13 protein-coding genes are annotated in these 23362 nt (G+C 40.9%); 4 read left to right on the plus strand and 9 right to left on the minus strand.

Going from position 1 to position 23362, the window contains the following annotated elements:
* Positions 1–53 precede the first annotated feature (53 nt).
* The 3 genes from ACFQ3S_RS13475 to ACFQ3S_RS13485 are packed head-to-tail and all read left to right on the plus strand — an operon-like array spanning position 54 to position 4322.
* Entirely contained in the window at positions 54–1613 is a 1560-nt protein-coding gene (locus tag ACFQ3S_RS13475; RefSeq protein WP_377165266.1) for an ankyrin repeat domain-containing protein, read from the plus strand.
* A gap of 4 nt (positions 1614–1617) precedes the next feature.
* Entirely contained in the window at positions 1618–2112 is a 495-nt protein-coding gene (locus ACFQ3S_RS13480; RefSeq protein WP_377165268.1) for a DUF2271 domain-containing protein, read from the plus strand.
* A 14-nt stretch (positions 2113–2126) separates the two neighbouring features.
* Positions 2127–4322: a PepSY domain-containing protein gene (locus tag ACFQ3S_RS13485; RefSeq protein WP_377165270.1), complete on the plus strand. Its 2196-nt coding sequence runs from the start codon at positions 2127–2129 to the stop codon at positions 4320–4322.
* Here the strand turns inward: ACFQ3S_RS13485 and ACFQ3S_RS13490 are convergent, their stop codons facing one another.
* The 4 genes from ACFQ3S_RS13490 to ACFQ3S_RS13505 all read right to left on the minus strand — a co-directional run bounded on the left by ACFQ3S_RS13490 (position 4323) and on the right by ACFQ3S_RS13505 (position 9113).
* Positions 4323–5312: an FAD:protein FMN transferase gene (locus ACFQ3S_RS13490; protein ID WP_377165272.1), complete on the minus strand. Its 990-nt coding sequence runs from the start codon at positions 5310–5312 to the stop codon at positions 4323–4325. It abuts the gene before it with no gap.
* Positions 5309–5905: a DUF4202 domain-containing protein gene (locus ACFQ3S_RS13495; RefSeq protein ID WP_377165274.1), complete on the minus strand. Its 597-nt coding sequence runs from the start codon at positions 5903–5905 to the stop codon at positions 5309–5311. The genes ACFQ3S_RS13490 and ACFQ3S_RS13495 overlap by 4 nt, the downstream gene beginning before the upstream one ends.
* 161 nt (positions 5906–6066) lie before the next feature.
* A complete protein-coding gene (locus tag ACFQ3S_RS13500; RefSeq protein WP_377165276.1) occupies positions 6067–7314 on the minus strand; it encodes a tagaturonate epimerase family protein in 1248 nt (415 codons plus the stop codon).
* A gap of 143 nt (positions 7315–7457) precedes the next feature.
* Positions 7458–9113 (minus strand): glycoside hydrolase family 43 protein, encoded by a 1656-nt coding sequence (locus ACFQ3S_RS13505; RefSeq protein ID WP_377165278.1) that lies wholly within the window; start codon positions 9111–9113, stop codon positions 7458–7460.
* 635 nt (positions 9114–9748) lie between these two features.
* Between ACFQ3S_RS13505 and ACFQ3S_RS13510 the strand changes: the two genes are divergently transcribed.
* Positions 9749–10606, plus strand: coding sequence for a sigma-70 family RNA polymerase sigma factor (locus tag ACFQ3S_RS13510; protein ID WP_377165280.1), 858 nt, complete (start codon positions 9749–9751; stop codon positions 10604–10606).
* A gap of 185 nt (positions 10607–10791) precedes the next feature.
* Here the strand turns inward: ACFQ3S_RS13510 and ACFQ3S_RS13515 are convergent, their stop codons facing one another.
* The 5 genes from ACFQ3S_RS13515 to ACFQ3S_RS13535 form a co-directional block, all read right to left on the minus strand.
* Positions 10792–12339, minus strand: a complete 1548-nt coding sequence (locus tag ACFQ3S_RS13515; RefSeq protein WP_377165282.1) for a GNAT family N-acetyltransferase — start codon at positions 12337–12339, stop codon at positions 10792–10794.
* Between the two features lie 241 nt (positions 12340–12580).
* Complete coding sequence (locus tag ACFQ3S_RS13520) at positions 12581–15673, minus strand: glycoside hydrolase family 2 TIM barrel-domain containing protein (RefSeq protein ID WP_377165284.1); 3093 nt, start codon at positions 15671–15673, stop codon at positions 12581–12583.
* A gap of 107 nt (positions 15674–15780) precedes the next feature.
* A complete protein-coding gene (locus ACFQ3S_RS13525; RefSeq protein ID WP_377165286.1) occupies positions 15781–18171 on the minus strand; it encodes a glycoside hydrolase family 31 protein in 2391 nt (796 codons plus the stop codon).
* An 88-nt stretch (positions 18172–18259) separates the two neighbouring features.
* Positions 18260–20422, minus strand: a complete 2163-nt coding sequence (locus ACFQ3S_RS13530; protein ID WP_377165288.1) for a glycoside hydrolase family 3 C-terminal domain-containing protein — start codon at positions 20420–20422, stop codon at positions 18260–18262.
* Between the two features lie 168 nt (positions 20423–20590).
* Positions 20591–23362: a glycoside hydrolase family 2 protein gene (locus ACFQ3S_RS13535; protein WP_377165290.1), complete on the minus strand. Its 2772-nt coding sequence runs from the start codon at positions 23360–23362 to the stop codon at positions 20591–20593.

Genomic DNA, 23362 nt, shown 5'->3' on the forward strand with positions numbered 1-23362 from the left:
TATATACGTTATTAAACTAATGGTAAATGTAATTGTCAAACTATTCAGTTATAATGAAAAAACTTTTAATAGCCGTAACGGCACTGATTTCGTTTTCAGCACAGGCCCAAAAAAATACCCTTTTAGATCAATCTTTTTGGCAAAACCAGCCCGATGTCAACAGGGTTAAGGTTGAGGTAGAAAAAGGGAACAGCCCGTCGCAATTTAACGCCAACAGCATGGATGCGGTGGTTTTGGCAATTAATAGCCAGGCACCTAATGCCGCCATTAAGTTTTTATTAGATCAACCTGGAAATACTACCGCTAAATTAACTCACGATGGCCGTACTTACCTGCATTGGGCTGCTAACCGCGGCAATGCCGATGTAATGGAATACCTGCTTGCCAAAGGCGCAAAAATTGACGTGGTTGACAGCCATGGCGCAACTCCATTAATTTTTGCGGCAGGTAGCGCTCAACAAAATACGAAAGTTTATGACCTGCTGCTTGCGCACGGTGATAATTTGAAAACGAATGTAAACCAGGATGGTGCCAACGCTCTTTTAATAGCTATTGCAGGCGATAAAGACTTTACCCTTACCAATTACTTTGTTTCAAAAGGATTAAATTTGAACAGTACAGATGCCACTGGTAATAACGCATTCAGCTATGCGGCAAAAAGTGGCAACCCCGAACTTTTAAAAACACTTTTACAAAAAGGAGTTAAAACCAATGCTAACGCCATACTTATGGCCGCACAAAGTGGTGGACGAAGAGGCGGTACAAATACCAGTGCTGGCTTAGCATTTTACCAATATCTCGAAACCTTAAATATTAAGCCTACAGCTACCAGCAAAAGCGGCGAAAACGTGTTGCATTATATTGTACGCAAGCCTAACCAGGGCGACATTATCAATTATTTCATCGGCAAAGGTGTTGATGTAAATAAAGCCGACGAAGAAGGAAACACCGTTTTAATGAGCGCCGCAGCTACCAACCGCGACACAGCCGTAATTGGAATGCTGATGCCCAGTGTGAAACTGATAAACCAGGTTAACCGAAAGGGTGAAAGCGCCCTTGCCCTGGCTGTACGCAGTAATTCGCCCGAAGTGGTAGCTTACCTCATTAATAAAGGTGCCGATGTTAAAATTACAGATATAAAAGGCAATAACCTGGCCTACTACCTAATGGAATCCTACCGTTCGCAAAACGGAATGGTTATGGCCGCGCAAGGTACAGCAATACCCAACGTACAGGCTGAGCGTACTGCCAGTGCCCCAAGGCAAGATGATTTTGAAGCCAAATTAAATATCCTGAGAGAAAAAGGATTGAACGTAGCTGCTCCGCAAAAAAATGGTAACACTTTATATCACTTGGCCATTGCTAAAAATGATATATTATTGCTGAAACGTTTACAACCTTTAGGTATTGATATTAACACCAAAAATGCAGAAGGCCTTACCGCCTTACACAAAGCCGCCATGGTAGCCAAAGATGATAACCTGATGAAATACTTAATATCTATTGGTGCTAAAAAAGATGCGGTAACTAATTTTAAAGAAACAGCGTTTGATTTGGCTAACGAAAACGAATCGCTGTCGAAAAGCAATGTATCGGTTAACTTTCTTAAATAAATATATGTCTAAATTATTTAAATTCATCATATTTACAGGTCTGGTGGTTATGGCTAACCCTACCCTGTCTTCAGCGCAAACCGGTGTTACCAATAAGTATAAATGCATGATCCAGATGTCTAATTATATGGGCGACGGTGCTTATATAGTTATTTCACTAATAGATAGTAAAGGTCTGTACGATAAGACGTTATATGTATTGGGTTCGGATAAAAAGTGGTACAACAGCCTAAAAGAATGGAACAAGTTCTACGCAAAAAAAACTGCTACTATCAGTGCAATTACCGGGGCATCGGTAGCCGGTGGAGACCGCAGCGTTAATGTGATAGATATTGAAACAGCTAAGATCAACGCGGGCTATAAACTGCGTTTTGAAAGTGCCGTAGAAGACAAAAATTATTATGTAAAAGATGTAGAGATACCGCTGACCACGGAAACACTTTCTGCCAAAAACGAAGGCACCGGTTTTATACGGTATGTGCGCTTTAGCGCTAATTAAGGTAATTTGTAAACATGACCATTTCTGTATGGAGATACAGCCATTTAGCCCTGGCAGTATCTTCTTTTTTGCTATTAATTCTTGCTTCGGTCACAGGCATCATATTGTCTTTTGAATCCATTTCAAATAAGGCAGCATCTTACCGGGTTAATAACTTTAACGAAATAAACCTGGCGCAAACACTGCCGGCGCTTCGTAAAACTTACCCCGATATTAGTGAACTTACGGTAACGGAAAACGGATCGGTACAAATTAAAGCCAGCGATGCTGAAGGAAAAAACCTTACCGCATACGTAGACCCCATTACCGGCAAAATTTTAGGCATAGCCTCCAAAAAAAGTGAGTTTTTTGAATGGGTAAGAACACTGCACCGTTCCCTGTTCTTGCATGAAACGGGCCGGTTTTTTATAGGTATAACCGCTTTTTTACTATTGCTCATTACCATATCTGGCACCATATTAATTATACAGCGGCAGCGTGGTGTGAAACGTTTTTTTACAAAGATTGTTAAAGACAACTTTGCGCAATATTACCATGTTGTTTTAGGACGTTTGCTGTTGATTCCTGTATTCATTATTGCTATCAGCGGTACTTATCTTTCACTGTCGAGATTTGGTTTGGTTAATACCAAAAAGGTGGCTACTAAAGTTGATTTTGATGTTATAAAATCACAGCCGGAAAAGAGACCTGCCGATATCGTCATTTTTAAAAATACCTTACTTTCTCAGGTAGAAAGTATTGAGTTCCCGTTTTCGGAAGATGTGGAAGATTATTACACGCTTAAACTTAACAATAGCGAGGTAGCCGTTAATCAAGTTACCGGCGAAGTATTGAGTGAGGTTAAATATCCGTTAGCTGTAATTTTAACCAACATTAGCCTCAACTTGCATACCGGCCGTACCAGTATTATTTGGGCAGTGGTATTAATCGTGGCTTCGGGCAATATCCTGTTCTTTATATGGTCGGGGTTTGCCATGACCTTCAAACGCCGGGCAAACCGCATCACCAACAAGTTTAAAGCAAACGAATGCCGCTTTGTAATTCTTGTTGGTTCGGAGAATGGCAGCACATTCAGTTTTGCACAAACCATTCACCTGCAATTACTTAAGCAAGGAGAAAAGTCATTCCTGACAGAACTTAACAATTTTTCGGTGTATCCTGAAGCCGAGCATTTGCTTGTACTTACGGCTACCTATGGTGTTGGTGATGCTCCTACCAATGCTAACCGTTTTATTTCTTTGCTTGCGAAGCACCAGCAAACTCAACAAGTGAAGTACTCGGTAATAGGGTTTGGCTCACACGCTTACCCCGACTTTTGCAAGTTTGCTTTTGAGGCTAACCAGCTACTTTCAAAGCAAAATTGGGCCACTCCACTGGTAGATATACATACAGTTAACGACAAATCGCCTCATGACTTTGCTTTATGGGCCGAAGCGTGGTCGCAGCAAGCTAATTTGTCCATTCCTATTTCGCCCCTTGTAAAAGAAGAAAAACACAAACGCTTAGCTACATTTACGGTAACGTCCGTTACCCGTACTACTCCATCAGATGCTACTTTCCTGGTACGCTTAAAAACCAAAAACAACCGTAAGATCACATCGGGCGATTTGCTGGCAATTTACCCGGCCAATGATCACCGGGAGCGTCTTTATTCCATTGGTATGGTTAACCATGAGATACAGTTAAATGTAAGGCTCCATGAAGGCGGTTTAGGTTCAGGTTTTTTGAACAGCCTGAAACCCGGAGATGTATTTAGCGGGCATTGGGTAGCTAATAAACATTTTCACTTTCCAAAGAAAGCCCCAGGCGTTATCATGATAGCGAACGGTACAGGCATAGCCCCGTTTTTAGGGATGATAGGCCAAAACGTGCAAAGTATTCACTGCCATTTATATTGCGGTTTCCGGGAAAAGTATTCCTTTGATAAGCATCGGAAATTTTTAGAAGAAAGCCGGACTTTGAAAAAACTTGATCATCTTCATGTAGCTTTTTCCCGTGAAAGCCAAAAGCAATATGTGAGCGATTTAATTAAACGCGATGCTGATTTCATTGCCGAACAACTCAATGCCAATGGTGTAATTATGCTGTGTGGTTCTTTGGCTATGCAAAAAGATGTGATGAAAGTACTGAATATAATCTGCGAAACAAAGTTGAACAATAGCCTGAGTTTCTACCAATCGCGCGATCAGATCCGTACCGATTGCTATTGATTATTGCAGCGTTAAGCTTTTAATATTCAGGTTAGGTGAAGAGGTGATCTGCCCTTTGTCATCTATCAAGATACAACTGTACTCCGGGTAGTTTTTAATTAAGCTCAAACCTTTGGTTTTACCTAAAACCATGATAGAGGTACTGAAACCGTTGGCCTTTTCGGCACTGGGACCAAATACCGTTACACTGCATAACCCTGTAGCAGGGTAGCCGGTTACCGGGTTAATGATGTGGGCATAGCGTTTACCGTTGAACATCACAAATTTCTCATAGCTCCCCGATGTAACTACCGCACTTTTAAGTAAGGGTACAACCGCAAATATGGTATCGTTTTTCATGGGGTTGGTAATACCAACCGTCCAGTTATTGCCATCGGGTTGCTTTCCCCAGGTGCTCATATCGCCCGAACCATTTACTATACCTGCTTTAATGCCTTTAGCCAGCATCAGTTTACGGCAACAATCGGCAGCATAGCCCTCACCCAGGGCACCAAACCCAATCTTCATTCCTTTATATTTTAAAAAAATTGTTGAGGCACGCTTATTCAGTATAATATTTTGGTATCCCACCTTTTCAACTGATTTTTTAATGGCCTCGGGTGTTGGCATTTGCGTCATACTGCCATCAAATTTCCAAATCCGGTCCATGGCGGCAAAACTTATATCAAAAGCCCCATTAGTAATCTTGGATAAATGTAAAGCCCGCACGGTTAATGCAAATACTTCGGCGCTTACCTTAACCGGGGCAATACCCGCATTACGGTTTACTTCCGATATTTCTGTGTTAGTCTTCCAGTCCGATATCAGGTATTCTATCCTGCTTACCTCGGCAATTACCGTATCAATATTGCGCTCTGCAGTTATAGCGTTATTAGCCACAATGGTTATATCGAAACGACTGCCCATGAGCTTAACCGTTCGTTTACGCAAAACCTGTGAAGAGGCGCTAAAACAGGCTAATAGAAGAAACAGAAAAATGGTCAGTCTCATAAGTCGGCTACAGGAATTGCTTTAATAATGAGATTCAGCCCTTCCTCGGAATATGGAAGTTTTAAGGCAAACTGATGTCCGTGGGCATCCATCTTTAATAAAGACCGATGTAAAATATTAATGATTTTATCGTGGTCATGTTCGTACTGGTGTTTAAAATCTTCATACTGATACGCTAAAAACACCAGGCACAAAGCATTTTCCATGGTTTGGACATCGGCATCAACTTTTATACGTTTTTTGAGGATAATCTGGTTTACACGTTCAATCTGTTCAACATGGTAACCAGTCTGTTGCATCAGATGTGCGGCGATTGCCGCGTGATGTAAGGCCAGGTCTTTACGCCATTTAAGGTAAGCATCCCTGCCATCGGCATAACTATCGCGTGGTATTTCCCAGCGACCAATATGCTGGCTACGTGATGCTAAAAGAAGTTCTTCACTTGCATTAGGGTCAAGTTTCAGTATCCATTCATATAATTTGATCGCAAAAAAATATTCTTGCGGGTAGTTCACTCCCTCCCACGCCAAACTTCTCGGATCCTGACGATTGTATCCATCAAAAAGCTGGAAGGCGGCTTCTAACTTACTCATGGCTGCAAATTACTACCTTTTTTACCAACTTAAAATATCTACAGCCAATATGATGATTGAACCGCCTATTGATTGATCGCCATAAGCGGTTGTAGCTGCTACTATGGTTAAAGTACATATTGATATGTACTTTAACCATACAGGCAATTATTAAAACTTTTTTAGCTCAAAAACAACGGCAGCACGTGGCGCTCGTACAGGTTTTCGGTTACGTTGGCAGCCACAATATCTTTGTACTTTTTGAGGGCAGCATAATAGCGGTCGCCCTTTTCGCCTGCAACTTTATAAGCCACGTGCAGCATTTGCCTAAAGTCTGGATTAAAATCAGGGTGTTGCTGATTGTGTCGAAGCGTGTTTGCAAACTTATCACCAGTCCAACTTTTTACTTCTTCGGCAGTTGGCAAACTACTTTTATTTACATTAATAACAGCAGCATAAGGTACGCAAAGCTCATCAAAACGACCTAAAGCATCGATGTAAATTTCTTTGGTCAATTCAAGTGCCTCATTACCGGCCTCTGCAAGGCCTATCATTTCTTCCAACCAGGTAGTTCCGGCCGTTTTTAAATGCACCCCGGTATTATGCTTTTTAATTAACTTACTTATAGGTGCGTAAAGCGAAAACTTGTCACTGCCGGAGTGTACGCTTAATTTTAAATTTTCAGGTAAGCCAAACTCAATAATGGCCTGTTTAATAACTAAAATATCTTCTTCAAATTCCTTAGTGAATTGCTCCAGGTTTCCAACATAATCAACCCCTTTATTAAACCTGCCGGTAAATTTGGGTGCTATTGTTTGAGCTTTAATTTCATTATCGGCCAAGGCGCTCAAAACAAAGAATAACTCTACAGGGGTTTGCGGGTCGTTCACTTCATCCATAGAAACCTCTGCAATAAAATTATCTTCGCCTTTAACAGCGGCAATATGCTTGTACAGTTTTCCGGCCTCTATAGCTGCCAGTAAAAATTTGTTGGCAACATCGCGAAGCATTTCCACGGTAATTTCAAATTGCTCATATATACCCGGGATAGACAGACTGCCAATGTATTTTTTGCGACGCGCTACAAAAGCTTCAATTTCACTTTCGGGCGCTGGCTTACCTATATAATCGGCTACGTCTAACGTAAAAAAGTCGGAACTTGCAATAAAGCCATCCACAGTAGCTAAAGTAATGTGGTCGGCATCTACCCTATACGGACCGGTCCATCCTAAAGCCTGTACTGCTGCATCAGCTTCGGCACGTAATTCTCCTGGTTCGGTTTTAACCGTTTTATGCTCACGGTTCGATTTGTTCCAAACGGGGGTTATGCTAACACCTTGTTCTTTAGCATTTATAACTGCTTTCAGTTGCGCTTCGCCCTGGTGAGCAAACCGGTCGCCCATACCAAAAGAAAATTTTTCTAATTCCATACGTATCGTATAATTGTTTTGTAGCCTGTGAATATAGCGAACCCTTAATGATATACCGTCCTGTACTTCCTTGAATTACACACCATACCACGTTAATCTGCTAATTTTGAAGCGTAAAGCACCGGCTTCCTGTAATCATATCATTATTTAACCGCTTCAACCCTGAACCAATCAAAATCGGCCCAGCCCGAGTCGTTAATTTTAACGTTCCTTGTACAGTATAAACCAATTTTAGCCCCTATCCACTGGCCTACCTGGGCTTCAAACTCATTGCCTGCGGGCAAAAATTTTTGCCCATTGGTACTATAACTGAAATTACACCTGGCCCCTTTTGTAATGGTAACGCGTAAATACGTTGCCCCCAACCCCAGTTTAATAATATTTTGCTCCTGCTCGGCTTTGCCCTGGTAAGCATCTTTACAAACGGAAAACACCAGGTAATTACCATCTTTTTTACTTTTAATTGCCAGGCTGGCATAGCTTTGCCCCATAATTACCAATCCTGCTTTTTCGTTCTCAATTTTTGGGTTTGATGTAAAACCAAGCTTTGTTGTAATGCAGAACTCCTGTGCTGGAAATTTCTGCAACAAAACATTAGGCACATCCCATAAATTTTTAGCACTATCGGGTAGCAATTGAGCATACAAACGCAATGAACCTTTAGCCACATTCATAAATGCCCAGGTAGCTTTGGGGTTAGCCTGCCATTGCCATTGTAAACCTAATAAGCCGGTATTAAATTCATCGCTTTCGGCAGGTGTTTGTACGGGGTAGGCTTTACCTGTGTTAGGCTTTTTAAAGCTTATTACCGGCTCACCTTTCCCATCGCCATCTTTATCAACCCCTATTACAGGCCAGTTATCTTTCCAGCTCATTGGCTGTAAATGCACTACCCTGCCATAAGCTTCTTTGTCTTGAAAATGCAGAAACCAGTCTTCACCAGTTTGAGTGCTTACCCAGGCTCCCTGATGAGGCCCGTTAATAGCACTTTTGCCCTGATCCATTACGATCCTTCGTTCGTAAGGGCCATAAATATTTGCAGAGCGCAGTACCAGCTGCCACCCCGTAGATACACCACCGGCGGGGGCAAAAATATAATAATAGCCGTTCCGCTTATAAATCTTAGGCCCTTCAAGGGTAGGGTCTTTTTCGTGACCATCGTAAACAATTACCCCGGCATCAAGCGTTTTTGTACCCTCAGTGTTCAATTTTTTAACAGCAATTACACTTTTTATACCGGCCCTGCTGCCGGCGTACGCATAAACCAGGTAAACTTTACCGTTATCGTCCCACAACGGGCAAGGATCAATGAGCCCTTTACCGGCCTCAATGAGTACGGGTAAAGACCAGGGACCTGCAGGATTACTGGCTTTGGTTACATATATGCCAAAGTCGGGATCGGGGTAATAGATGTAAAATTCATTATGATGATAACGTATAGCCGGGGCCCATACGCCGTTTCCATGTTGTGTTTTGGAAAAATGATCAAACGGTGGCTGACGTTTTAAGGCATGGCCAATAATGCGCCAGTTAACCAGATCTTTTGAATGTAATATGGGCAAACCCGGTATTGCATCAAAACTTGATGCTACGAGGTAAAAATCATTACCAACACGAATAGCGTCCGGGTCAGAATAATCGGCATCAAGAACCGGATTTTTGTACATGCCGTTTCCCAGGTCGGCTACCCACACTTTCGATACCGGATTTATCGGGTTGCTGGCGGGCTGTGCAAAAACCGTGAACGATAAGGCTGCGCAAATACTGCATAATATTGTTCTTTTGAATATTTTGTTCATTGACTTTTATATTTTGACTTGTTAGCTGCTCAATTGTAGTAAAATTATCATTTATTAGTGCATACATTTTTATGTGTATAACAAATACATTTATATAAAAAAAGTTATTGACTGTTAACGAAGTTATTACCAATATTTAAGGTAGATCGATTTTAAAACTGGGGCTTTGCGGTTCTACTCTTTGAGAGGGGAATAAAATTAATTGCAGTATTTCACTATTAAATTATAGTTCTGCTTTTAAAGATGACTTTTTAAGTACCGGTTACTGGTAAATTTAAGGTAGATTTAAAAATTATTAATCGAACACTAACAAATTCTTTTGATGAGCGCAATGTATTTATGCTTTTGCACCTCCTTATCAATTGTAATAAACTGGTTATTAAAGTGTTAAAAATTTGTTTTATATAAATATTCATATCATGTTCAATTAAATATGACAGGTTTATATTACAGGTGTACCAACTGAATAAGTTATTTTAAATCGCAGAAATCCGTTCCGGTTTACCGTGAACTCACTGCTTACTGAACAATATAGTATTTGTATCGTATATTCACATTTCAGGCTATCATCTTGCATTAACAGGGCTTTTATAAATTTACATCAATGCTGCAGTAAGCCCGGCATATTTTACTACATGAGACAACTAAAAATATCCCAGTCTATTACCAATAGGGAAACACAGTCCTTAGACAAATACCTCACCGAAATTGGTAAAGTAGATTTAATTACGGCCCAGGAAGAAGTTATTCTTGCCCAAAAAATAAGGGATGGCGATCAGGCTGCTTTAGAGCGGCTAACTAAAGCCAATTTACGCTTTGTGGTATCAGTTGCCAAACAATATCAAAACCAGGGCATTACCCTTGGCGATTTGATAAACGAAGGCAATTTAGGTTTGATTAAAGCGGCCGGCCGCTTTGATGAAACCAAAGGTTTTAAATTTATTTCATACGCCGTGTGGTGGATTCGCCAATCCATTATTTCGGCTATAGGAGAACAATCGCGGGCGGTGCGGTTGCCCCTGAACCAGGTGAGTACCATCAGCAAGATCAGAAAGGCGCAATCAAAATTAGAGCAGGAGTTTGAACGGGATGCTACACCAGAAGAACTTGCCTTATCCCTGGAAACAACAGTGGAAAGAATAAGCGACTCGTTAAGTATTTCGGGAAGGCACTTATCGGTTGATGCACCTTTTCAGCAGGGTGAAGAAGGCACACTACTGGATGTAATGCACAGTAATGATCCCACTACCGATAGTTTGATGGTTCATGATTCCTTAACCATTGAACTACACCGTTCACTCGCTAAGTTAGGTGAGCGGGACCGGGAGGTACTTACCTTATTTTATGGTTTGGGTAATCAAAACACCCATACGCTTGAAGAAATAGGAGAAAAGCTTCGATTGACACGCGAACGTGTGCGGCAGCTAAAAGACAAGGCACTGGTAAGTATTAAACGCTCGTCTAAAAACGGGGTTTTGCAATCATACTTATAGCCATACACTTATTAGCCGTTTATATTATAAACGTATAGCCCCTGAATTTTGTAAAGAATTTAAGCGAACTATAAAATTTTACATCAATGCAAGCCATCTACATTATAAAAGTTGGCTTGCATTGATGTTTTTTTTTGATGTGCCATAACTGCCTGATTGTTTAGGCAATAAGTATAATCAATGTGCTATTTTTTACTTTTATTAATGATCTTATAAATATCTAATCTTCTGTCTTTAAGGTTTCTAACCGCGCCAAAACTGTGTAATTCCTTTAGTAAGTCAACATCAACATCAGCAATTAATGTAGTTTCGGTATTGGGTGTAGCCTCCGCCTTTATACCGTTACTTGGAAAAGAAAAATCGGACGGGGTAAAAACGGCCGACTGCGCATACTGAATATCCATATTATGTACCTTGGGCAGGTTTCCTACACTTCCTGCAATTGCTACATAGCATTCGTTTTCTATGGCCCTGGCCTGCGCGCAGTTTCGAACACGCGTATATCCGTTTTGGGTATCTGTCATAAAAGGAACAAAAAGTATCTGCATGCCTTGTTCGGCCAGCAAACGGGGCAGCTCCGGAAATTCAACATCATAGCATATCAAAATACCGATCTTGCCACAATCTGTATCGTAGGTGCCTATAGCATCGCCACCTATCATGCCCCATGCACTTTTTTCAGCAGGTGTTAGGTGGATTTTTCTGTACATTTCATACGAGCCATCACGGCGGCAAAGGTAACCCACATTTTGCAGAACACCGTTTTCGAGAAAAGGCATGCTACCTGTAATTATATTAATGTTGTAGCTAATAGCGTACTCTACAAACTTATCGCGTAATTGAATAGTAAAGTTAGCAATCTCTCGCATGGCATCTGCTCCGCTTAAATGGTTATATGCCGTCATCAATGGCGCGTTAAACAGTTCGGGAAATAAAATAAAGTCACTTTGGTAGTCGCTAACCACATCTACAAAAAACTCAATCTGTTCGCATAAAGATTCGAGATTAGGGAACGGCCTCATTTGCCATTGTACCAGTCCTAACCTAATAATTGACTTTTTAGAATTAATATGCGCAGCTTCTTCGTTATAGTAAATATTGTTCCATTCCAGCAGCGAGGCGTACTCCAGTGATTGGGTATCGCCTGGTAAATAACCTTTTAGGATCTTTCTGACGTGAAAATCGTTAGCTAATTGAAATGACAAGGTTGGGTCATGTATTTCCTTTCCTTTAACTTTTTCCAGGTATGACTTGGGGGTCAGCTTGTCGGCATAGTCCTTATAATTGGGAATACGTCCGCCAGCTATAATGGCCCGCAGATTATACCTTTCACATATTTCTTTCCGGGCATCATATAATCTTCTTCCTATACGCATGCCCCTAAAATCGGGGTGCACAAAAAAGTCTATCCCATAAAGTACATCTCCTTTAGTATTATAAGTAGAAAACGTGTAATTACCTGTAATTTGGGTATAGGTGTGGTTGTCGCCAAACTTATCATAATCAACAATCAAAGATAAGGCACAACCTGCAATAGCGCCATTAACCAATATACAGATTTGTCCTTCCGGAAATATTTCTACCAGTTTACCAATATGTTCTTCATCCCAAAAAGAGGCTCCCTCCCATTCAGAGTACGCTTCCATCATGGAGGCTTTTAAACCAAAGTAGTCATCCTTACTAAGTGTTCTTAGTTCTATTTTGAAATCCTCGTTCTTAATTTCTTTTTCCATTTTTTAAGTTTTACTGCCGCCTTATCAGTTAACTAATGGCAGATGAAAGTTTTATAAAAAAAGCATCTACCACAAGGGAAGATGCTTTTATTGATTTTATATTTTTACTAAGCTAATTTATATTTAGTTATAAACTATTTATACCACTGGTTTTTTAATAGCTGCATTATTTAAAATAAAGCACAAAATTACACATAAATAATGTTTTTTTTATTGGGAAACACATTTAACTGAAAACCTATTAATTTTTCACCTCTTCAAAAGGCGTAATTTTGAAACCATAATTATAAGCACTTTGTAATAACCTATACTGGTCATGCGCATAGGCTCCCCAACTTGTATCTCCTCCAACGCCCATTTGCTGTAAATCTACATGAAGTTCAACTAAATTTTTTACAGGAACCTCATTGGTGTGGCTTGCTTTTTCCAGATCCTCTTGCTGATAGTGGTGAGCAGAAACATTTATCAAACTATCGCCTTTTACCATCATCCCAATTCCATGTTTATTTGTGAAGCTCACCCAACGTACATCTGTTTTATTACCGTTTTCTTGCGGAGAGATGTAAGGTGTGTATTGCTCCTGCACCTTACCCCGGTATATATCAACAAAAGCGGCAGTTTTGCGATCCCAATAACTTTCAAAAGGGCCACGGCCATACCAACTCATATCTTGAAATTCGCCCGGAAGTGTTAAACGCATTCCAAATCGCGGCAACTCGGGTGCTTTATCGTCTTTTTTATGGAAGGAAAGATTTACATGTATTTCGCCATCATCTGTAATAGTATATAAAATATTGAGTTGTGCGTTAGCCGATGTTATTGTTGAGTTTATTTTAATTTGTATGCTATGTGCAGTAGTTTGTTCTGCCTCAAATTCATTAAGCTTTGTAAAAGCTTGTATATTTTTCCATACGGCTAAACGCTGTGGAGACTTGTTGCCAATGTCATTACTGGTGGGCACACGCCAAAAATCAGGAAACAATCCTTCCTGCAACAAATTATGTCCTTTATACATCATGGTTGATAATATTCCTGTTTTATTATCAAATGTGTACGCAAAATCTAAATTGGATACAATACATTTGGATTGATGTTGAGTAAAAGTAAGACCATTTTGCAGTTTAGGTTTATTATTTGACGTGGCCTTATAATAGGGAATTTTGATTTGTTCGGCAGCAATAATATGGCCCGCATTAATAATATTGGTTGACTTTTTAAGCCTTATGTTAAACATTACATAATATTCAGTTCCGGGCAGTATTTTAAAATTGTTCACCGGTATAGAAATCAGAGCACTGTCGCCCGGAGCCACACCTTTCGGCAAATTTATTACCCCACTACTTACCCTATTTCCGTTCCCTTTAATTGTGTAATCTATATTAAAATCTGAGAGATCGGTAAAGAAGAATTTGTTTTTGATCCAGAAATTACCCTTGGTTATATCAGCAGGTATTATGTTAACATTTTGATATACTTTTTTTACTTCAAATAATGATGGTTTAGGTTTACGGTCAGGAAACACCAGTCCCTTAATACAAAACAAACCTTCACTTGGCGTTCCCTTTGGCGAAAAATCTCCTCCTACACCAAAAAACGGTGTTCCGTCGGGTGCTTTATCTAATAATCCCTGATCTACCCATTCCCATATAAAACCTCCTTGTAATTTTTGATGACTTTCTATAACATCCCAATAATCCTGTAGGTTGCCAACACTGTTATTCATGGCATGGGCATACTCGCACATAATAAGCGGACGCTGTTCAGCACTTTTTGAGTAAGCAATTAAATCGGGGATGGTATGATACATGGGAGCTACAACATCTGTGTAAGGGCCTGTCCACTCCTGCTCGTATTGTACAAGCCGTGTTGAATCATGGCTTTTTAACCATTGGTAAGTTTTATGAAAATTCTCTCCTATGCCGGCTTCGTTTCCTAAAGACCATATAACTATTGACGGGTGATTTTTATCCCGCTCGAACATACGGCGGGTACGGTCAAGGTGTGCAGGGTACCAGGAAGCAGAATCGGCGGTAGGTGTACGCATATTATAACCGTATCCTTTACCTATATATTTACCTAAACCATGCGATTCTATATTAGCTTCATCAATAACATACAAACCGTATTTGTCACAAAGTTCATAAAACCTCGGATCGTTAGGGTAATGACTGCATCTAACCGCATTAATGTTATTTTCTTTCATTAAACGTATATCAGTAATCATGCTTTGTAAAGTAACTACATGGCCGGTTATAGCATCGTGCTCATGCCGCGTAACTCCTTTAATGTAAACCCGTTTACCATTTACTAAAAACCGACCGTTTTTTGATTCAATGCTTCTAAAACCCACTTGCTGAGACACTACCTGTATAAGCTTTCCATCAGCATCCAGTAATTGAATAAGCAAAGTATAAAGTTTAGGTTGTTCGGCACTCCATATCAAAGGATGCGGTATCAATTTTTGAAAGGCAATATGAACATCTGGCTGCATAACGGTACGCCAATTCTTTAATTCTGAGTATATAATTGCATGATCAACACTATTAAGTAATTCAATTTTAATCCTCCCATTTTGCGGTACCGAATTAAAATTACGTAGTGAAAGATTTAATTCAAATTTTCCGTTTTGGTAATTATCGGTCAAACCGGCATTTGTTTGATAATCCCATATAGTGGTTTGTGGTAAAGCATATACATATACATCACGTTCAATACCGCTAAAGCGCCACATATCCTGATCTTCGAGCCAGCTACCGGCGTTCCAACGGTAAACTTCTACCGCTACACTGTTAGAGCCGGGTTTTACATAAGGTGTTATATTAAATTCGGCAGGGGTTTTACTATCGCGGCTAAAGCCTACTTTTTTACCGTTTACCCAAACATAAAATGCCGAATTAACGCCTTTGAAATGCAGCATGATCTGTTGACCTTTCCATGATGGATCCAACAAAAATTCACGTTTGTATGAGCCAACCGGGTTAAAATCTTCTGGTGCTGCCGGAAACTTTGCACTATATGGGTATATGCTGTTAGTGTAGTAAGCTTCATCATACCCTTGCATTTGCCAGTCCGAAGGCACGGTTATAAACTTCCATCCGGTTACATTATAATCATTCTCAAAAAATGCATTAGGTTTTTGGGATGGGTTTCTACTCCATTTAAAGCGCCATTTACCATTTAGAGATTGATATGAAGAGGTAGGAAGATATTGATTTTGCAGGGCAGCGTGTTTATTTTTGTAAACCATAAATGAGGCGCGGGGCAGTTCTGCATTTACTTGTAAAACGCTATAATCTTTCCATTCCTGTCCGTTTTGGGCAAATAGCTTCCCCAAGGGCATTATGGTTAAACAAAATAAGAAATATGGAAAGATACTTTTGAAAACACTCATTTAACAGTTGTTAAAAGGCACCGGATTACTGCCCTTAATTTGCTTTTGGATTAATTGATTATTACCGACAAAGCCTTGCCTGTATAGCTGAAACTCTTATTAATGTAGGTACTTGCTTCAACAGCTGCGCCCCGGCCTTCTTTTACCAGTACCACATTAAATGTGCGCTTATTGGGCATACCGGGGTAAGTACCCTTGGTATCCGAAACAGTTAACTGATGTTTTTGATCGTTCCAATGTAAAGTAAAAGAAGCGTACTTGCCTTTTTCATAATTGTAGTTATCATTTTCATCCTCATAAAACTCAAACTGCCCGTTTGCGCCCGGATAAATGCGTAGCTCTATTTGGTTAGCAGGTTTTTCGGTAGCATATTCCATAACCGGGCCCATAGGTACAATAGAACCGGCCTTAACATATAACGGGATTATATTTAGCGGTGCAGCTGCATTTAATTGCTGGCCGCCATCGAGTTTTTTACCGGTCCAGAAATCATACCAGCTGGTTTTTGCCGGTAGGTAAACATTGCGGGTATTTTTACCATTAGCCGCATTTTTACCGGTGTACAACTGTTCGGTAACCGGGTTTACCATAAACGCAGGCCCGAACATATACTGATCGGGTATATTGTAAACTTTAGCATCATTACGAAAATCAAAGCTAAGCGCGCGCATGAGCGTGTAGTTATTTTTTGTTACCTGGCCAGCCAGCGAATATATGTAAGGCAAAAGCCGGTAGCGGAGCTTATCGTAATTCAATAACGTAGTTTTGGTTTCGGCACTCCAGTTGTCCGAAAACAATGCCCTTTCGCCTTTACCATGAATACGGAATATAGGGCTGAAAACTCCGAACTGGAACCAACGGGTAAACAATTCCTGATTTTCGGGGAGGGACCAATTTGCTGCTTTCCATCCTAAATGATAACCACCAATATCTGATGTCCAGTAGGGAATGCCCGATGCGCAGGCATTAATGCCTTGGGGTACCTGGCTTTTAAAGGCACTAAAAGTACAGGTAATATCAGACGACCACAGCGTTGCCGAATTGCGCTGTTGACCCGCAAATGCCTGCCTTACTAAAAAAAACGCCCTTTTGTTCGGAATATCCTTTCGCCAGCCTTTGTACAGGCCCTTGGTATGCTCTAACGAATAGGTGTTAAAGTAATCGATACCTTTTCCGGGGAAAAAATTGTCTTTGCGGCGTTCATCCAGCAAGGTGCCATTATCGGGCTCGCACTGGTCAACCCACCAGGCATCCCAGCCATAGCGTTTTACCAGGCTATCGCGGGCTTGCTGCCAATATAAATCTCGTGCTTTAGGGTTGTGGGCATCATAATAAGTATCAAAAGTATGTGTAATTACGTTATCCCAGGTTATGTTAGTAAGGCCACCGGTACTTTTAAGGGCGTCGTAATTGGGGGTACCTTTTCCAAAAACAGGCCAAATAGAAATCATGGTATGTAAATTTGCTTTATGCAATTCATCTACCAGGGCTTTAGGATCGGGGTAACGCTCTGCTTTCATTACATGCGAACCAATGGGCAGCGGGTCCCAGTAATACCAGTCCTGCACTATTACATCTACCGGAATGTGGTTATTACGATAATTGTCTTTTACAGAAAGTATTTCCTGCTGGCTCATGTACCTGTCTTGTGATTGGAACAGCCCGAACGACCATTTTGGAAACATGGGTGCCTTACCCGTAGCTGTACGGTATAAATTAATGATCTGATCAAATTCGGGACCGTAAAAAAAGTAATAGTTAACCTGTTTGCCACTTTCAGATACATACCTGAATTTAGTGTTTCCTGCTTCGGAACCAAAAAATTCGGATGCTGAATAATTATCCCAAAGCAAACCATAGCCTTTGGTTGATAATAATACAGGTATAGCACCGGTAAGATATTTAATAGCCATGTCCTGATTGCGCCCTTTGTAATTTATAGACAAGGTATCTAACGGATGACAGCCCATTCCATACAATGCTTCGGTGGCAGGGGATATAAATTGTGTAGAACAACTGTATGTAGAAATGCCTGCAACTACCTGTGGCTGCATTACTTTATTCTGCGTTCTATCTTCAGTAGTAATTAACTTACCGGTTATAGTTAAATAGGTTATAGCATTAGTTTGCCTGTTAACCTGTAGTATTAGTTTGCCCGTTTTAATAACAATATGTTGTGCTGTTTGCATTACGGTATATTTAACAGGCTTGTTAAACTGGTTATTTACCACCAACGATGCATCAACCGGCAAGGCATTAAGTATGCTGTATTTTACCTGCACGGCATCGTCCTGTAATATTCTTATTTTCATCACCCCTTTATCTAACCGGAAAGCAACCCCATCGGCTTCGGCTTTAAAACCCAGGATGGCTGAACTGGCTTTTCCGGCATAAATAAATAAAAGAAATACGGACAAGGCCATAAATAATTTATGGCTCATGGTTTTTGAATAAATGGTAATAAACATATAATTAGAGTTATGTTTTGTAATACGTTTAAAGGGGAACGTGATTTATTTTCTGCGCCAACTAATTGACCATAAAATCGGCAACTTGCTTAATATCCGCTGATGATGAACCTGCATATACCTGGTAATGGCCAGGTTCAACTATCCATTTTTTTGTTTTAACATCATAATAAGCCAAATCGTTAACGGCGAATTCCATTGTTACGTTTGCTGTTTGAGCCGGGTTTATCATTAATTTTTTAAATGCTTTCAACTCCTTTTCGGCCCTGAGTACTGTTGAACTTCGCTTGCCAACATAAAGCTGCACTGTTTCTTTACCGGCTACTTTACCCGAGTTTTTAACTTTTACCGAAACCAAAACTTTATTGCCGCGGTTATAGCTCTTTTTACCTAACTGTAATGCCGGGTAAGTAAATTGAGTATATGATAAGCCATAGCCAAAACTGTATAAAGGCTTTATTTTCTTGGTATCGTACCAGCGGTAGCCTACCAGTATGCCTTCTTTATATTCGGCAATTTGATTTTGGCCCGGATAGGTATTTAATGCAAATGCAGGCGAATCATTTAAAGAAACAGGAAAAGTAAAAGGCATTTTGCCCGATGGGTTAACTTTGCCGGTTAATACATCGGCAAGCGCGTTCCCGGCTTCTGAACCGTTAAACCACGACCATACTATGGTTTGATTAACTTTATTAATTTCATTAAGATCGTAAGGCGCACCTGCCATAACTACAATAATGGTGTTAGGGTTTGCTGCGGTAACCGCGGTAACAAGCGCCTGCTCGCCATACGGCAATTGCAGGTCCTGGCGGTCTCGGCCTTCGCTTTCGAATTCGCGGTTTGCACCTATGCATAAAATAGCAATATCGGTAGTTTTAGCCAGGGCAACGGCTTCTGCAATTAGTATAGGATCGGGCTCATTCTTGCTTACACCTTTACCAGATGTAATACCTTTATAACCTTGTGCAAACTTAATATCAACAGTTTTACCCAACCTGGATCTTATTCCGGCCAGCGCCGTAATTTCGTACTTGGCTTTTACGCCTGCGCCGTATCCTCCTAAGGCAAAAGTACGCGTAGCATTATCACCTATAACGGCAATACTTTTGATCTGGCTGGTTTTCAAAGGCAATAAATTCTTTTCGTTTTTTAATAGTACAATTGATTCTGATGCAATGTTATAAGCTGTTTTTCCATGTGCGGGAGTGCTGATAACGCCCTCAGGCTTTTTAGCACTCATGGAGGTATGATACATTACCCATAAAATGCGGCGTACCTTATCATTAATGGTTTGCTCAGATACTTTGCCGGCTTTTACCGCAGCCAGTAAGGGTTTGGCAAAATACCACTCATTGTAGGGGCCACTTGAACCCATTTCAATATCGAGCCCGTTATTAGCGGCAGCTATGGTAGAATGAGTACCCCCCCAATCAGATATTACCGCACCTTTAAAACCCCATTCTTTCTTTAATACCTGGTTAAGCAAATAATCGTTTTCAGAACACCAGTAGCCGTTCACTTTATTATAAGCCGACATAATGGTATAAGCATTTCCCTCCTGTACAGCTGCTTTAAATGCCGGCAGGTAAATTTCATGAAGAGCACGTTCGTCTACTACTGCGTTTACAGTGTTGCGGCTTACCTCCTGGTTGTTAACGGCATAATGCTTTATACAGGCGGCCACCTGCTGGCTTTGTACACCTTTTACCGCCTGAACAGCTAATTGCGCATTCAGGAACGGGTCTTCGGAGTAATATTCGTAAGTGCGGCCATTTAACGGCACCCGGCAAATATTAAAAGCCGGTGTTAACATTACAATTTTTTTGCGTGCGTTGGCTTCTTCGCCAATTACTACACCATAGCTGTGCGCCAAGGCCGGGTTCCATGTAGCGGCAATTGCCGAACCATTGGGCATAAATGTAGCCGAATCGGTTGTCCAGTTGGCCGATTTCCAGTCAAACCTTAATACTTCTTCCCTAACGCCAAGCGGGCCATCATCAGATGTGAGTTCCGGGATATTTAAACGCGGTACCCCGGCCGAAGAAAAAAGCGCATTACCATGCAACATTTCAATTTTCTCTTCCAAGGTCATTTTTTTAATGGCTGCGCTTATTTTCTCTTGAATAAGATCTGTTTTTTGCTGGGTAAAACCTGTACTCTTTGTACATACCAATAGCGTACAAATGAACGCAACCACACAAAACGATTTATATTTTATAGTCATAGTTATATTTTTAATTAAATAATTAACAGCAAACCTTCTGCTTAACGAAGACAGTTGAACAGGCCTCTGATAATTGTACTTCCTTTTTACAAAGCGAACTCACGCGCTTATATATTTACTTTGTGGCTTTGCTGCAATAGCGGCTTGTAATTAAATGTGCAGGCTTCATTATTTGAAATCCAACCATATACTTCCGCTAATTAATCCATAATTCATTTGTATATTTTTTTGACTTTGCGGACCCATTTTGTCGGCAACATTAAATTTTGTACCAATAGGCGCTATGGCATCCATTATACCAATGTTTCCTTCGGGAAATGGCGGATTGGTATTTTCATTAGTAGCTCCTGCGGCTTTAACTGGTTTAAGCATCTGAAAAAAGATGTTTTTTTGCGTGGTATAAATAGTAAAAGGTGCTTCTCTATTTTCTACCGTAACCCAATACACCTCATCATGATAACCTTTAAACTCGGGGTATTGCCAGCTTTCGCCGGTAATGGTGTTGTTGTATGCTTTGTGCCAAACGCCAAACTGTTGCCCTTTTAACCTGTTTTTCCATACGCGGTAAGGCCCGCGGCCTTCCCATTTCATACCGGTAATTTTTTCTTCGGGATAATTAAAAGTTACGCCCATAAAATCCAATTCTCCCCGCATACTATATTGATAATCAAGCTTCACCGGCTTTCCGGTAGTAAATATCCATTTCACTTTAAACTGGGGGCCGCCTTCGTACACCGGTTCCACAACCAAGCTTTGCCCCAACTTATAATGGTTCAGTTGCTTTAGTTTATGTTTGGCACCAGCCAGTACAGGCCCGTCGGCTAATGAAATTGCGGCTTTTGCAGTAAGTACTTTTTGAAGAGTGCCCAATTTTTTACTGAAATAGTAGGTTAACCCATCTGCCTTTATAATCAGGCTGGAATCAGCATCAGTTGCCTCGGGTTGTAATGTGGCTTTACCGGTATAATTACTTATAGCAGCTCCGGGTAATTTAATGGGCCAGCTCCAGGTAAAGATCTCTTTTTGATGCGCATCATAAGCAGTTAAGTACAGTACATCGCTTTGTTTCCAGTTGGCAGGAAGGGTTAATTTTAGCAAACCCTTTTGTGCAGGATCAAGTACCAGGCTGCTTTTGCCGGTAGCATTTGTAAAGGGCTGTATGCTGTTTTGCTGCGCCGTTGGAAGTTTTACCAGTTTCCATTCAAACCTGCATTTAGAAAGGTTGGTAAATGCATACCTGTTTTCAATCAATATGTTACCGTCGAAGTTTTGCGGTAAGGTTTTCAGCTCAATTTGTACGGGCGACCATATTTCTTTAATAGTATAATAACTACCCTCTTTTTCGCGGTGAGGGCCGAGTATGCCGTCGGGTGCCGCGTTACCCTGAATATCAATTTGTCCGTTTCTATCGGTACGGGCCACACCTTCATCATGAAAAGCCCACAAAAACCCACCTGCCCCGTACGGATGTTTAAGCATCAGATTCCAAAAATCGTCTAAACCGGCACCATGCCCTCCATCCTGTAAGCCATGCATAAATTCGGTAGGGAAAAACACTTCCTTGCCGTATAAAACCGAGTTTTGTATATAGTTATATTCGGGGTAGTGCTTGGTATCTGTACCATTAAATTTTTCCCAGGGATGAATTACGAGCCGGTTTTGTGGATCGTACTTGCCATAATCCGCATCCAAAGCAAAATTAAAACCACCTTCATTACCATTATCCCAAATTACGATAGACGGATGATTAACATCGCGCACCACCAGTTCCTTAACCAGCTTACGCCCAACAACGGTATCGTACTTTGCCTGCCACCCGGTTAATTCATCCAGCACATATAAACCTAAAGAATCGCAGGCATCCAAAAAGTCCTGATCGGGCGGATAGTGAGACATGCGAACCGCGTTCATATTCATGTCCTTAATCAGTTTAACATCCATCAGGTTAAGTTCCTTGCTCAAGGCCCTCCCCGTTTCGGGCCACTCACTGTGGTGGCAAACCCCCTTGAAAATAATTTTTCTATCGTTTACATAAAAGCCGTCTTGTGGCCTCAGTTCGGCAGTCCTGAAACCAAATCTTTGTTTAACGCGGTGTAAAACCTTTCCATTGCTGGTAATGCTAATCTCTAAATTATAAAGTGCAGGGTTTTCGGCGTTCCAGGCCATTATTCCTTTTACCTGTTGCTGCAAGCGGCTCATTTCCTGGCTGGCGGTTCCTTTAATTGTAAATGGTGTACCCACGGGCTGTCCGTTAAGTTGATATACCCGGGCCATTATGCTCATGGTGTTTTGTAAACCAGCGGTATAAACATTTACCGATAAAGCACCATTGGCGCGGGCATCAATAGCTATCCTGTCAATATTGGTTTTAGGTTTTATTTCCAGATATACCGGCCGGTAAATGCCGCCAAATAACCAAAAATCAGCCTTTCGTTCGGCTTGGTTTACAGACTCGTTAGTCGATTTTTTTTTGACGGTTACTTCAAGCAAATTATCGCTTTCATAGTTTAATAAATTGGTTATGTCGTATTTAAAGCGGTAAAAGCCCCCCTGATGTACCGGACCGGCCAGTTTGCCGTTCACCTTAACTTCTGCCTCGGTCATGGCAGCCTCAAATACTAAATTTATATTTTTGCCGTCGTTAGCGGCAGGTACTTTAAAATGATACCTGTAATTCCCGGTTTCATCGGGGTTATTGGTGTCCTTATAATAATTATAAGTACCAAAACCTTGCTGCTCCCAGTTAGATGGCACTTCTATTTTACCCCACGAGCCACTCTTCATTCCCGTATTTATCTTAAAGTCCCAGGTAACGGTGTGATCTTTATCGCGGCCCGACAGGTATTGATATTGCGTATCCTGGGCAAATAAACCGGCCGAAAATCCAGTTAACAGTACCAGTAAACCAAACAGGCGTTTTTTGTATGAAAACAGCTTCAT

The organism is Mucilaginibacter terrae, from assembly GCF_042679325.1.
GTDB lineage: Bacteria > Bacteroidota > Bacteroidia > Sphingobacteriales > Sphingobacteriaceae > Mucilaginibacter > Mucilaginibacter terrae.